The organism is Planococcus soli (assembly GCF_016881065.1).
GTDB classification, from domain to species: Bacteria; Bacillota; Bacilli; order Bacillales_A; family Planococcaceae; genus Planococcus; species Planococcus soli.
In genome coordinates, this window is the sequence record NZ_WXYN01000046.1 from 1 (window position 1) to 13,916 (window position 13,916).

Here is a 13,916-nt window from a genome sequence, read left to right on the forward strand (position 1 = left end):
CATTTGCTCATTGATGGTAAAGCTCTGCATCGATTCCAAGGTTACGACAATTAAGTTTTTGCCTTCAGCTATTCCAAACATTTCTTCAGATGGTTCAACTCTATTGGCTCGAACATAGTTGTGGACATCGGTTAGTTCGGAACCATCTGCAAATGCCCGCTGTGCTTGTGATCTGGATTGAACATAAATATCGTATAAATGATAGTTGTACATGCCAAGGTTTTTAACCAGCATTTCCCGGTCGAAACTGCGCGTCAACAATTGTGGGCGTTCTGCTTCAGCCAATCCGAGATTCAGAAATAACACGGCGCCGGAAAGAACGAAATAGGCTCGCCGATGGCTGCTTCGGGATTCCTTGTTATCTTCCTGAATCTTTATAAACTTGACTGCCGCCAGCAACAGGATAAAGTCACTGAAGTATAGAAGGTCTGCAGGATAGATAGTTGCTGCAGCACTTGAACCAAGATCCCCGAAATTATCAGTTTGAAACAGCACGGGCAATGTAATAAAGTCGCTGAAAAATCTGTAGAAAGCGACGTTGCCATACAAAATAATAGAAGTGACGAGGGTCATCAGCAGCAAATACCGATTTTTGTTCTTTTGTTTCTTAAAGAATAGCGATAATCCATATAAAAAGAGAAGCAGACTTAGCGGACTGAGAAACAGAATGGCTTCCTGCATGACATTATCAATTGTGATTGAAAAGCCAGTTTGATAAGTAATATAAGTTTTGAACCAGGTGGCGATGATGGCTATTGCCAGTATGGTGTGTTTTGGCCATTTTTTATTTAACATGTAAAATCTCCTTTTGGAGGAACGCCAAGCATTAATATTCCAAATAGCGGTATAAAGTGGATTTGCTGATGCCGGTCTTTTCCTTGATTTCAGCTAAGCTGTATTGTTTGCTGTTGTACATTTCAATTGCTTTTTTTACATTTTTGTCCGGTTTGCGCGGACGGCCAGAGACTGCCCCTTTTTCTTTGGCGACAGACAGGCCGGCCTTGGTTTTCTCACTGATGGCATCACGTTGGAATTCAGCCAAACAGTGGAGAATTTTAGTGAACGCATATTGCTGGCCGTGATTTGTATCGATGCTTTCCTGTATTGAAAAGAGGGAAGTCCCCACGGTTTCGAGTTTATCTAATAGCTCCACTAAATGCCTGGTAGAATCTGCAAATGTATAAAGTTTAGAAACCACGATTTTATCGCCAAAAGCCGCCTTTGCCAATAGATTGTGGAGCTGCTCGCGTTTTTTCGGAGAGGCGTGTGTTTCTATAAAAACTTCCGTACAGCCGGAATTTTCCAAAAGCGCTTGCTGGATTTTGCAATCCGGATCTTCGATGCTTGGTCTTGCATATCCTATCAACACTTAAAAATCCCCTTACATAATTGATTGTAACCATCATAACATATCTTAATATAGATAGTTCCAAAAAGGTTCTATTTTGGGTTAGTTGGCAATACATTAATGCTTGAATAGAAGATTATGAGAAAATTGCATTTACATAGAAACCCAGGTTTAACAGCAAAGCTTTCTGCATACATTCTCGATAATTTGATTTTATAATAGAGTAAAAATCTGAAAAGTGAAAAAGGGAGGGGTCCCATTGGAAAAAAACAAAAGTGGTCATCATCAGAAGGAGCATCACGACATGCCGACGTTTCAAGAAGCAGAGGGGTATTCTGAACCCGAAGAGCATATTCCTCATGAGCACCACGGCCATGGCGACATGGTAGAAGATTTCAAAAAGCGCTTTTTTGTGTCGTTGGTTCTTACCATTCCGATTTTGGCACTGTCTCCGATGATTCAGCACTTCATGGGAGTCGACTGGCGTTTTGAAAACGATTTGTATATTTTATTTGCTTTATCGAGCGTTGTATTTTTCTACGGAGGCTGGCCGTTTTTAACCGGGGGCATCAATGAGCTGAAAGACAAAAATCCCGGCATGATGACATTAATCGCTTTGGCCATCACAATTGCTTATAGCTACAGTACATTGGTGGTTTTCGGGTGGGCTGGCAATCAGCTTTACTGGGAACTGGCAACACTTGTCGTCATCATGCTGCTCGGTCATTGGATTGAAATGCGTTCCATAATGGGTGCCTCCAATGCGCTGGAACAGCTGGTGAAACTAATGCCGAGCGAAGCTCATAAATTGGATGAAGACGATCAAGTCCAGGAAGTGCCCTTGTCTCAGATCCGGAACATGGACCGGGTTCTAGTAAAACCGGGCGAAAAAATTCCGGTAGATGGAGTGATCCTGGAGGGAACGTCGACCATCGATGAATCGATGCTGACTGGGGAGTCCGTCCCTGTTGATAAATCAGTCAGCGATGATGTTATCGGAGGATCGGTGAACAAAGAAGGCTCTCTTATTATCAGAGTGGAGAAAACAGGGAAAGAATCCTATCTATCCCAGGTCATTACGATGGTTAAAGAAGCACAGGAATCTAAATCCAAAACTCAGGATCTGACAAATCGTGCAGCCAAATGGCTCTTTTATATAGCGTTGGCGGCAGGGTTTATCACTTTATTCGCTTGGCTGGCATTGGGGTACTCGTTTGATATTGCCATTGAGCGAATGGTTACGGTCATGGTTATTACATGTCCTCATGCCTTAGGTCTGGCGGCGCCATTGGTTGTTGCCGTCTCGACATCCATTTCTGCTAAACAAGGCCTGCTGATCCGGGATCGTGCAAACTTTGAAGGAGCAAGGAATTTGGATGCTGTGGTATTTGATAAAACCGGAACTCTTACAAAAGGCGAGTTTGGGGTCACCGATATCTTCTCTGAAAGCCGCTATGCCAACGAAGAATTGTTGCAGCTGGCAGCGGCTATCGAACAAAATTCGGAACATCCGATTGCGGCAGGCATCGTCGCTTCTGCCAAACATCAAAATGTTTCAATCGGCAAAGTAAGTGATTTCGAATCGATTACCGGCAAAGGCATCCAAGGCACTGTGGATGGACAAAAAGTCAATGTAGTCAGCCCAGGTTATGTGAATAGCAATGACTTAAGCTACAATCACAACCGGTTTAATAAGTTGTCAGAAGAAGGGAAGACAGTCGTCTTCGTTCTCGTGGAAGACAGGCTGGTTGGAATGATTGCCTTGGCGGATATTGTTAGGAATACCGCGAAAGAGGCAGTGGCTGCTTTAAAGGCAAAAGGCATTCAATCGATTATGCTGACAGGAGACAATCGGAAAGTCGCCGATTGGGTAGCCAAACAAGTCGGAATCGATGAAGTTTACGCGGAAGTATTGCCGGATGACAAAGCCAATCACATCAAAAAAATCAAAGACAAAGGCTGGAAAGTGGCGATGACGGGGGATGGAGTCAACGATGCACCTGCGCTAGCAACAGCAGATCTTGGTATCGCAATTGGAGCTGGAACAGACGTAGCGATGGAAACGGCCGACGTGGTGCTTGTAAAAAGCAATCCTAATGATGTTGTCGCACTGATCGACCTGTCCAAAAAAACTTACCGGAAGCTGGTCCAGAATTTATGGTGGGCAACAGGCTACAACATTTTTGCCATCCCACTGGCTGCAGGTGTGCTGGCGCCTTGGGGAATTGTTGTGAGCCCGGCAATCGGTGCAGTTTTCATGAGTTTGAGCACAGTTATAGTCGCAATCAACGCAAAACTATTGAAGGTATGAAACCCACAACTTGATGTATGTAAAGCCGATCTTCTGCAGTAAGAGATCGGCTTCGTTTTGCTGTTAAAGTTGTTTCTGAAAAGGGATATTTTTTAGCTTTTCATCACTTTCATTTAATGTCTCATATAGGTTTTAAAAAAGGGAAAAGATGGTATTGAAATAATGTTAATATTTTTTAAAAAATAGTACATAATTGATGTTCGTTGATTTTGTATATGAGAGATGCAGCATAATAATAGGAAAGGAGCTTTAGTGCTGATCAGGCAGTGGAATTGCGTAAAAACAACCTGTGGAAGAAGGTTGATTACATGATCAGGCAAAATCGAACGGATGGCCGCGCCATTATGGCGGGCAATTTCATGCTGGCATGCTTTTTGTTGGGAGGTTGTTTTGAAGTTGAAGGAAATCTTGAGCGCATCCCTACTCCAGAAGAAAAGACAGAACAAGATGAGCCGGCAAGCAAATTTGTGAACTTTCAAGAAAACAAGCAAGTTGAAGAGATTGATATCAGCAGAGCGGAAGAACTGGAAGCTATAAGAAATGAGTTGATAGAAAAATTTCTCTCTCATTTAGAAGAGGAACAATGGCGCATGGTGACCCTTCAACTAGAGGATCCAGCTGATGTAGATGTGCCTTCAGCTGATTTTCATGAGCCGAAGATCGCTCATGCCGTTCTGGGAAAACAGGAACATTCTATGAACTACGCCTGGCTGGAAATTAATGAAATGAACAGCAAGTTCAATGAGGTGTGGGAAAAGCATTGGGGAAGGTTTGTTGCTAATCCTGAGGGGGTGAGCAAGCAATCGCTACCTGTCCATCTGGAAAAGATCCAAAAGAAGTATGAGTCGCTATTGGATCACATTAGGCACGTGGAATTTAAAAGCGTTACAGAGTATGCCCAGCATCTCCATGACTATAAATTGTATCTTGAAGGAGCAGTTCTTTACCGCATCGAGGCAGCTCTAATTTTACTGGAGGCATTGGATACCGGGGAGCGAGTGGATGCTTCAGTAGCGGAAGCAGTTGAATCTGCAAAAGAATCTGAAGCATATGCTGCCATGTGCAACGCGGAGCTGTTGAGCTATCAGCAGAGTTTCCAAACAGATGTGAACTGGAATCTTCAATGACCCGTGCCTTTTCAAAAAGAAAACGCACAAAGGAGCAGCTGCTCCTTTGTGCGTTTTTTATTGGTGCGTCTGTTTTTTTTCAACCGCCAACAGAAAAGGCGGAGAATGCTGTTGATTGATAAATTCGTATTTTAAGACGTCGAAAGATTTTTGCGGCAGTGCGGAAACAAATTTCAAGACCGCATCCCGTTCTTCGCTGCCGCCGTCATGGCCGCTGTAGACGACGACGAGCAGCAAACCTTTAACTTGCAGAAGCTCCAAACATTGTTCAAGAGCTGCCAATGTGCTTTGTGCTTTGGTGATGATGCTGTGGTCGCCTTTAGGCAAATACCCCAGATTGAAAACAGCAGCAGATATCGGAGAGGACACGTATTCCTTAATTTTAGCATGGCTGTCGTGAACAAGTTCGACATGCTGAAATCCGTTGACCCGTTCAGCAGTCGCCCGGATCGCTTCTTCCTGAATATCAAAAGCAAAAACTTTCCCTGATGCCCCGGTCAACCCTGCAAGGAAGTGGGTGTCATGGCCATTCCCCGCTGTACCGTCCACTACGGAGTCTCCGGGCGAAATGGCTTGTTCGAGCAAAAACTTTGTATACGGCAAAACACGCTGCAAAGTCATCGAGCCACGCTCCCAGTAGACATTTTCCCTTGCCAGCTTCCGCGGCGTTCCAGTTCGGCATCGATGCCGTTTAAGACTTCCCATTTATTGGCGCTCCACATGGGTCCAATCATCAAGTCAATCGGGCCGTCGCCGGTGATGCGCTGGACTACCATTTCAGCTGGCAGCACTTCAAGTTGATCGGCTACCAAATTGATGTATTCCTGTTTTTCCAGAAACTCGACCATGCCTTTTTCATACTGCTTAACCATCGGTGTGCCTTTCAAAAGATGAAGCAAGTGAATTTTAATGCCCTGGACATCAAGTTTGGCCACTTCACGGGCGGTTTCCATCATCATGTCCCGGTCTTCGAGCGGCAAGCCGTTGATGATGTGGGTACAAACACGGATGCCGCGCTTACGCAGCTTCGTAACGCCTTCGACATAGCTTTCAAAATCATGGGCACGGTTGACCAGCAGCGCTGTCCGCTCGTGAACGGTTTGAAGTCCAAGCTCCACCCACAGATAGGTCCGTTCGTTCAGCTCCGCCAAGTAATCGACCACATCGTCTGGCAGGCAATCAGGGCGTGTCGCAATGCTTAAGCCGATGACGTTTTCCTGCTCAAGCGCTGCTTCGAATTTTTCCTTGATGACCGGCAACGGAGCATGTGTATTGGTATAAGCCTGGAAATAAGCCATGTATTTCGCGTCTTTCCATTTGCGGTGCATTTTTTCTTTGATCTTGTCGAACTGCTCGGGAATCGGATCAACCCGGTCTCCTGCAAAATCACCGGAACCTGCGACGCTGCAGAAAGTGCAGCCGCCATGTGCGACCGTGCCGTCCCGATTTGGGCAATCAAAGCCTGCGTCCAGTGCGATTTTCATCACCTTAAAGCCAAAATGATCACGCAAGTGGCGATTCCATGTATAGTAGCGTTTTCCATCAGATGAAAAAGGAAATTCTGTATTCACTCCAAACAACTCCTCTGTTAATAGTGTAGCATGCAGACAAAACTGCCCACAATCCCAGGCAATTCAAACCCTGTTTTTTAAGAATATTGCGTTTGCATCAATAGTTTGTTTAAATTGAAATGGAAGCGTTTTATAAATCAATTTTTCAGTTGATAAGGCAGAGGGGGCATAATGGAATGAAACCGATTTACAGTTCTGCAAAAGAAGCAGTTGAACAGATCCAGGACGGCGCTACAATTATGGTGGGCGGGTTCGGATTAGTGGGAATACCTGAGCAATTGATTTTAGCACTGGTTGATAAAGGGGTTACCGATCTGACCGTCATTTCCAATAACTGTGGAGTGGACGAATGGGGATTGGGCTTGTTATTAAAAAATAAACAAATTAAAAAAATGATTGGTTCATATGTAGGCGAAAACAAAGAGTTCGAGCGCCAGGTGCTGTCGGGTGAAATCGAAGTGGAACTGACGCCGCAAGGAACACTTGCTGAAAAAATGCGCGCAGGCGGAGCAGGGATTCCGGCTTTCTTTACACCAGCTGGCGTCGGGACAACTGTAGCGGAAGGCAAGGAAATCCGTGAATTTGACGGCAAAGAGTATGTTCTTGAGCATGCCTTAAAAGCTGATTTTGCACTCGTACGGGCGCATAAGGCAGATAAGATGGGCAACTTGGTGTACAACAAGACGGCTCAGAATTTTAATCCGCTTGCTGCTGCCGCTGGAAGGATCACCATTGCTGAAGTGGAAGAAGTCGTGGAAATCGGCGACATCGATCCGAACCATGTACAAACACCAAGCATTTACGTTCAAGGCTTGCTTCAAGCAACACAGGAAAAACGCATCGAACGTCTAACGACGCGCACTGTTTAGGAAGGGTGGAGAAAATCGTGGACAAACAATTAGTGAGAGAACGAATTGCAAGACGAGCCGAAAAAGAAATTAAAGATGGCGATTACGTCAACCTGGGAATCGGCATGCCGACTTTGGTAGCCAATTTTATTTCCGACAACAAAAGTGTTGTGCTTCAATCAGAAAACGGACTATTGGGAATTGGGCCTTACCCGACAGAAGACCAAGTAGATCCGGACTTGATCAATGCTGGAAAAGAAACCGTCACAACGATTCCAGGGTCTGCATTCTTTACAAGTGCGGAGTCATTTGCGATGATTCGCGGAGGGCACATCGATGTGGCGATTCTTGGCGGCATGGAAGTAGCTGAAAACGGCGACTTGGCAAACTGGATGATCCCAGGGAAAATGATCAAAGGCATGGGCGGTGCAATGGATTTGGTCCATGGCGCTAAAAAAGTCATTGTTATTATGGACCATGTTTCCAAAGACGGTTCGGCCAAAATCAAAAAGCAATGCGACTTGCCGCTGACCGGCAAAGCTGTAGTCAACAAAATCATCACGGAACGTGCTGTCATCGAAGTGACAGATGCGGGACTTGTGCTGACAGAAGTATTCGAGGGCTTTACGGTTCAGGATATTATCGATTCCACCGATGCGCCGTTGAATACGGAAAACGTTAAAGTCTCATAGGCTATTGCCAAAAAACGGCGGTTCGTCTAAAATAGAGTCAATAACCAATGACAGTGAAGAGGACTAGTAGGTTGTGTGTTTTCCACAGAGAGCCGGCGCTTGGTGCAAGCCGGCAAAACACACAAGTGAACTCGCCTTGGAGTCCGTGTATGTGAAACCAAGTAAGATACACCGTTTTCCGCGTTAAGGAATCAAGTTGAGCGAGCGATCGCTAATTTGGGTGGTACCGCGGGAAAACTCCCGTCCCTTATTTATGAGGGACGGGAGTTTTTATTTTTGAGGAGGAACTGGAAAATGACATTCAATCACAAAACAGTGGAGAAAAAATGGCAGAAATATTGGCAAGACAACAAAACATTTAAAATGATGGATGATCCATCGAAACCGAAATTCTATGCATTGGATATGTTCCCATATCCATCGGGTGCCGGCCTTCATGTTGGACATCCGGAAGGCTACACGGCAACCGATATTCTGAGTCGCGTGAAGCGCATGCAGGGCTATAACGTCCTTCATCCCATGGGCTGGGATGCATTCGGTCTCCCGGCAGAGCAGTATGCACTGGATACCGGAAATGATCCTGCAGAATTTACTGCTAAAAACATCGCTACATTCAAGCGCCAAATTCAGGAACTTGGATTTTCCTATGACTGGGACCGTGAAATAAACACGACAGATCCTTCTTACTATAAATGGACCCAATGGATTTTTATCCAATTGTACAATAAGGGCCTTGCTTATGTAGATGAAGTGGCAGTCAACTGGTGCCCGGCACTTGGAACAGTTCTGGCAAACGAAGAAGTGATCGACGGCAAATCCGAACGCGGCGGCCATCCGGTAGAGCGCCGTCCAATGCGCCAATGGGTGCTGCGCATTACTGAATATGCAGATCGCTTGCTTGAAGATTTGGATGAATTGGATTGGCCGGAAAGCCTGAAAGACATGCAGCGCAACTGGATCGGCAAATCGGAAGGGGCGGAGCTGGAATTCCAGGTAGCTGATACGGAACATTCCTTCCGTGCATTCACGACACGTCCTGATACGATCTTTGGCGCGACTTATGCAGTCCTTGCTCCTGAGCATAAATTGGTGGCTGGCATCACGACGGTTGAGCAAAAACAGGCTGTTGAAAAATACATTGATGACGTCAAGACGAAAAGTGATTTGGAGCGCACCGATTTGGCGAAAGACAAATCTGGCGTTTTCACGGGTGCCTATGCAACCAATCCAGCAAGCGGCGAAAAAATGCCGATTTGGATTGCTGATTATGTTTTGGCAACTTACGGAACAGGTGCGATCATGGCAGTTCCGGCTCATGACGAACGCGATTACGAATTTGCCAAGCAATTTGAATTGCCGATTGTGGAAGTTGTTTCAGGCGGCAATATTGAAGAAGAAGCATATGCAGGCGACGGCGAATTGATCAATTCTGATTTCCTGAACGGTTTGAACAAGAAAGAAGCCATTGAAAAAGCCATCAACTGGTTGGTTGACAAACAAGTCGGCGAAAAGAAAATCACATATCGTTTGCGTGACTGGCTGTTCAGCCGCCAGCGTTACTGGGGCGAGCCGATTCCAATTATCCACTGGGAAGACGGCACGATGACACCGGTCGAAGATAAAGACTTGCCGTTGATGCTGCCGGTCACGACAGACATCAAGCCGAGCGGTACAGGCGAATCACCGCTTGCCAATATCGACGAATGGGTCAATATTGTCCATCCTGAAACCGGCATGAAAGGGCGCCGCGAAACCAACACGATGCCGCAATGGGCAGGAAGCTGCTGGTATTACTTGCGCTTTATCGATCCAACCAATGATGAAATGCTGGCTGATCCGGAACTCTTGAAACGCTGGCTGCCGGTTGATGTTTATATCGGTGGTGCCGAACATGCCGTACTTCATTTATTGTATGCGCGTTTCTGGCATAAAGTGCTTTATGATATCGGTGTGGTATCGACAAAAGAGCCATTCCAGAAGCTGTTCAACCAAGGGATGATTCTGGGTGAAGGCAATGAGAAGATGTCAAAATCAAAAGGCAATGTCGTCAATCCGGACCAAATCATCGAAAGCCACGGAGCAGATACATTGCGCATGTACGAAATGTTCATGGGTCCTTTAGAAGCTTCGATTGCCTGGTCGACAAACGGTTTGGACGGCTCCCGCCGCTTCCTGGACCGCGTCTGGCGCCTATTGATGGATGGCGAGCAATTGAGTGCGAAAGTCACTGGTGCCAACGATGGCAAACTGGAGAAAATTTATCACCAGACGGTTAAGAAAGTGACGGACGATTTTGAAGGGCTGCGCTTCAACACAGCGATTTCACAAATGATGGTGTTCATTAACGAAGGCTACAAAGTCGATTCGATTCCAAAAGAATATGTAGAAGGTTTCGTAAAACTATTGTCGCCAATCGCACCTCACGTGGCAGAAGAGCTATGGGAGAAATTGGGCCATGAAGGGTCAGTCGCATATGAAAACTGGCCGCAGTACGACGAGTCGAAACTGGTCGACGATGTCGTGGAAGTTGTGGTGCAAGTGAACGGCAAAGTGAAAACCAAGCTGACTGTTGCTAAAGACAGCACAAAAGAACAATTGGAAACGGCAGCACTTGCGGACGAACATGTCCAAAAAGCTGCAGATGGCAAACAAGTACGCAAAGTCATCGTCATTCCAGGGAAATTGGTCAATATTGTTGTAGGCTAAAAAGAAAAGCGGATTATAAATAATAAAAAGAGTCAGACTGGAATTCTTCAGTCTGGCTCTTTTTTGGTTAATCAATATTAGGCGATATAAGTTGAACTTAAGAATGATCACTATATAAACTGCTCCGAACAGCCTCAAAAGAGTTGATGAACAGAGCGGAATTTGGAAAGCATCATTTTTTCTTGTTTTTATCAAAAGCGCGTCCGATTAGCAGGGCGCCGAAAATGATTAGCAATGGCAGGAAATAGACAAGCAGCAGAATAAAATCGGTTTTGTTGTCCATAGCGCTTAAACTCCGCTTTCTATGGGGCTTTCCTTTGCAAATCTTGCTGCACTTTGGCCAGCGACGTTGCCGGTCACCAGTGCAGATGTGATATTATAGCCACCTGTATAGCCATGGATATCCAGAATTTCACCGCAGAAATACAAGCCGGGTTTCTTTTTGGAAGCCATCGTTTTCGGCTCAATTTCTTTGATGGAAACCCCGCCGCCTGTGACGAACGCTTTTTCGATCGGCTGTGTACCGTTTACGAACATGGCAAAGGCAGTCAACTGTTGCGCAAATGCACGGACCTTGTCGCTTGGCAGTTCCGCACCGGTTATTTGGGGATCAATGTCTGCGCGATCTAGAAGAAACAGCAGCCACCGCTCCTGGGCGAGACTTTTCCAAACGTTTTTAACCGATTTTTTCGGTTCGTCTTTCATCATTTTATAGAGCAGCTGAAAAGCGGATTCAGCATTTTCATCCGGCAAAGAGTTGATGCGCATTTCAACAGGCGCACCGCCATTTTTTTTCATTTCCTTGACGACATACTGGCTACAGCGCAAAACAGCCGGGCCGCTCAATCCGAAATGGGTAAACAGCATATCCATTTGATGCGTCACCAGCACTTTGCCTTTTTTGTTCAGGACCGTCACAGCCGGATCGCGAAGCGCCAGTCCCTGAAGTTCCCGGCTGACGATAAACGGTTCTTTCGACAGCAGCGGTACCTCGGTCGGATAGAGGTCAGTGACTGTGTGCCCTGCTTTTTCCGCCCACGGATAGCCGTCCCCAGTAGAACCGGTTTGCGGTACGGCCTTGCCGCCGACTGCTACCACGATTGCTTTAGCTGTGTACTCTTCGCCGGTATGGAGCCGGACACCCGTTATGTGCTCGTCGGTCATCAATAGTTTTTTAACGGGTGAGTCGAGCAGCACCGCAACATTCAGCCGATCCATTTCTTTGAACATGGCTTCCGCCACGTCCTGTGCCCGGTTTGATACCGGGAACATTCGTCCATGATCTTCTTCCTTTAAAGCGACGCCAAGACCTTCAAAAAAGGAAATGATGTCTTCATTATTGAATACGGAAAACGGGCTGTGGAGAAATCGGCCGTTCCCTGGAATATGTTTCACAATTTCGTCAAGAGGCAGACGGTTGGTCACGTTGCAGCGGCCACCGCCGGAAATAATTAATTTTTTTCCTAGTTTCTTTCCTTTTTCAATCAGTAAAACCTTTTGGTTGTTGGAAGCTGCGGCAATCGAAGCCATTAAACCGGAGGGACCCCCGCCGATGATTATAACGTCATACATAAAATAAGAACTCGCTTTCGTTTTTCTCTCAGTATACACGATGAGGCGAAACACGTTGAGTAATTTCTTCTATAGGTGTAAACTATCGTGTAGATTGCTTTTATCATGAACAAGTCAGGAAGTGCAAAATGTCGTCATTAATCAAAGGTACAGCCATCTTAACATTGGGTTTATTTTTATCGAAAATCCTTGGAGTTATTTATATCATCCCGTTCTACAGCATGGTGGGAGAAGACAATATCGGTCTTTATCAATACGCATACATACCGTATAACCTGATGCTGGCGCTGGCCATTTCAGGAGCTCCGATCGCATTCTCGAAATTTACCGCCAAATACAATTCCCTCGGAGATTATGAAACGGGGAGGCGGTTGTTAAAGTCAGGATTGCTGACGATGATGATCACCGGCTTTGTTTCTTTTCTGCTGCTTTACCTCTTTGCCGAACCGCTTGCCCGCATCACGATTTCTGAAGACGAGCGAATTTATTCGGTTGGAGATGTCACAGAAGCAATTCGTTGGGTCAGCTTTGCGCTGATTGTCGTACCATTCATGAGTCTTTGGAGAGGATTTTTCCAAGGCTATAATTACATGATGCCGACGGCTGTTTCGCAGCTGGTCGAGCAGATTGTCCGCATTATTTTCCTGTTGGGCGGAGCTTTTGCGGTCATTTATCTATTTGACGGCACGCCGAAAACGGCGATTCAATTCGCTGTATTGTCTGCGGCCATCGGGGCGCTCGGCGGAATTGTCACTTTAGGCTATTTTTGGAAAAAGAAAAAACCGGAGTATAATCGCCTGTTGGCAAATTCTGTTGAATCCTACGACGTAAAATTACGTGATATGTACAAAGAAATTTTGGTTTATGCGGTTCCGGTCATTTTCCTTGGAATTGCCAATCCTTTGTTCCAATTTGTCGATTTGATGACCTTTAACCGGGCAATGAGTTCCGGCGGCAATGTCTCGGATATCGACTTGCTTGGAATTCTGAACTTGACTGCCCATAAACTGGTGATGATTCCAGTTATGCTGGCCACCGGTTTTTCAATGGCTTTGATTCCGCTGATCACCAAACACTTTACGCGCAATGAACATCTTCAAGTGTCACGGACACTCGATCAATCGATACAGGTTATGCTGTTTTTGACATTGCCAGCGGTGATCGGCATGACGATGCTGTCTGATGAGTTGTACCATGTGTTCTACGAAGTCAGTGATGTAGGTTCTGAAATTTTAGCGCATTACTTGCCGGTTGCTATCTTGTTTGCAGCTTTTCCGGTGACGGCTTCAATCCTGCAGGGCATCAACAAACAAAAATGGATCATTATCAACTTGTCTACTGGACTTCTGCTGAAAGCGATTTTGAACACTCCGCTGATTGAGCGTTTTGAAACAGACGGTGCAATTGCGGCAACGATCATCGGGTATGTGGCAGCTATCGGCATGAACATGCTGGTCATCGTCAAAACCATGAACTACCGTTCGCAGATGGTGGGCAGACGCGTCATCCTGATCGTCATCTTGAACTTGATCATGGCGGGTGCAGTTTATCTGGCTCTTTCAGGGTTGGATCTGTTTATTGGCATGGACAACAAATTCCTGTCATTGCTGCGCATTATTCTGGTCGGCGGTGTCGGGGCAATCGTTTACGGCTACCTTGGCTTGAAAACCGGTTTGGCACAGAAGTTGCTGGGCTCGAAAATAACAAGAATTTCCCGGAAATTCGGTTTTTAGGAGTGGCA

11 protein-coding genes and 1 other annotated feature are annotated in these 13,916 nt (G+C 45.9%); of the genes, 6 read left to right on the top strand and 5 right to left on the bottom strand.

Annotated features, from left to right (window positions below; all coding sequences use genetic code 11):
- Together GJB59_RS13730 and GJB59_RS13735 are read right to left on the bottom strand one after the other, a co-directional pair.
- A partial coding sequence (locus GJB59_RS13730) for an LTA synthase family protein (RefSeq protein WP_369122945.1) occupies positions 1 to 795 on the bottom strand: 795 nt, incomplete at its 3' end.
- Positions 796 to 826: 31 nt separating this feature from the next.
- The gene (locus GJB59_RS13735; protein ID WP_142829463.1) at positions 827 to 1,369 is read right to left on the bottom strand and encodes a recombinase family protein; all 543 of its coding nucleotides are present in this window, start codon (positions 1,367 to 1,369) and stop codon (positions 827 to 829) included.
- Positions 1,370 to 1,652: 283 nt separating this feature from the next.
- Between GJB59_RS13735 and GJB59_RS13740 the strand changes: the two genes are divergently transcribed.
- Together GJB59_RS13740 and GJB59_RS13745 are read left to right on the top strand one after the other, a co-directional pair.
- Positions 1,653 to 3,659, top strand: coding sequence for a heavy metal translocating P-type ATPase (locus GJB59_RS13740; protein WP_142829539.1), 2,007 nt, complete (start codon positions 1,653 to 1,655; stop codon positions 3,657 to 3,659).
- 266 nt (positions 3,660 to 3,925) lie between these two features.
- Entirely contained in the window at positions 3,926 to 4,786 is an 861-nt protein-coding gene (locus GJB59_RS13745) for a hypothetical protein (RefSeq protein ID WP_142829461.1), read from the top strand.
- A gap of 57 nt (positions 4,787 to 4,843) precedes the next feature.
- On the opposite strand, the gene mnmM is transcribed toward GJB59_RS13745, so the two are convergent.
- Positions 4,844 to 5,407, bottom strand: a complete 564-nt coding sequence (mnmM, locus tag GJB59_RS13750; RefSeq protein WP_142829459.1) for a tRNA 5-(aminomethyl)-2-thiouridylate-methyltransferase MnmM — start codon at positions 5,405 to 5,407, stop codon at positions 4,844 to 4,846.
- Positions 5,404 to 6,357: a tRNA modification radical SAM protein MnmL/YtqA gene (gene mnmL / locus GJB59_RS13755; protein WP_142829457.1), complete on the bottom strand. Its 954-nt coding sequence runs from the start codon at positions 6,355 to 6,357 to the stop codon at positions 5,404 to 5,406. Before mnmL ends, mnmM begins: the two co-directional genes overlap by 4 nt.
- Before the next feature lie 176 nt (positions 6,358 to 6,533).
- On the opposite strand from mnmL, the gene GJB59_RS13760 reads away from it, so the two are divergent.
- From GJB59_RS13760 to leuS, 3 genes are all read left to right on the top strand, one after another.
- On the top strand, positions 6,534 to 7,226 hold the full coding sequence (locus GJB59_RS13760; protein WP_142829455.1) for a CoA transferase subunit A: 693 nt from the start codon (positions 6,534 to 6,536) through the stop codon (positions 7,224 to 7,226).
- A 17-nt stretch (positions 7,227 to 7,243) separates the two neighbouring features.
- On the top strand, positions 7,244 to 7,897 hold the full coding sequence (locus tag GJB59_RS13765; RefSeq protein WP_142829453.1) for a 3-oxoacid CoA-transferase subunit B: 654 nt from the start codon (positions 7,244 to 7,246) through the stop codon (positions 7,895 to 7,897).
- A gap of 44 nt (positions 7,898 to 7,941) precedes the next feature.
- Positions 7,942 to 8,148, top strand: a binding site (T-box leader).
- Positions 8,149 to 8,191: 43 nt separating this feature from the next.
- Complete coding sequence (gene leuS, locus GJB59_RS13770; RefSeq protein WP_142829451.1) at positions 8,192 to 10,603, top strand: leucine--tRNA ligase; 2,412 nt, start codon at positions 8,192 to 8,194, stop codon at positions 10,601 to 10,603.
- A gap of 288 nt (positions 10,604 to 10,891) precedes the next feature.
- Here leuS and GJB59_RS13775 read toward each other — a convergent pair whose 3' ends face one another.
- Positions 10,892 to 12,175: a BaiN/RdsA family NAD(P)/FAD-dependent oxidoreductase gene (locus tag GJB59_RS13775; RefSeq protein ID WP_142829449.1), complete on the bottom strand. Its 1,284-nt coding sequence runs from the start codon at positions 12,173 to 12,175 to the stop codon at positions 10,892 to 10,894.
- A 128-nt stretch (positions 12,176 to 12,303) separates the two neighbouring features.
- Between GJB59_RS13775 and GJB59_RS13780 the strand changes: the two genes are divergently transcribed.
- Positions 12,304 to 13,908 (top strand): putative polysaccharide biosynthesis protein, encoded by a 1,605-nt coding sequence (locus tag GJB59_RS13780; RefSeq protein ID WP_142829447.1) that lies wholly within the window; start codon positions 12,304 to 12,306, stop codon positions 13,906 to 13,908.
- Positions 13,909 to 13,916: the final 8 nt, after the last annotated feature.

Excerpts from the sequence above, each read along its gene's own strand:
- GJB59_RS13740 (WP_142829539.1), top strand. The coding sequence starts at position 1,653 with ATGCCGACGTTTCAAGAAGCAGAGGGGTATTCTGAACCCGAAGAGCAT.
- mnmM (WP_142829459.1), bottom strand. The coding sequence starts at position 5,407 with ATGACTTTGCAGCGTGTTTTGCCGTATACAAAGTTTTTGCTCGAACAA.
- GJB59_RS13775 (WP_142829449.1), bottom strand. The coding sequence starts at position 12,175 with ATGTATGACGTTATAATCATCGGCGGGGGTCCCTCCGGTTTAATGGCT.
- GJB59_RS13780 (WP_142829447.1), top strand. The coding sequence starts at position 12,304 with ATGTCGTCATTAATCAAAGGTACAGCCATCTTAACATTGGGTTTATTT.
- GJB59_RS13760 (WP_142829455.1), top strand. The coding sequence starts at position 6,534 with ATGAAACCGATTTACAGTTCTGCAAAAGAAGCAGTTGAACAGATCCAG.
- leuS (WP_142829451.1), top strand. The coding sequence starts at position 8,192 with ATGACATTCAATCACAAAACAGTGGAGAAAAAATGGCAGAAATATTGG.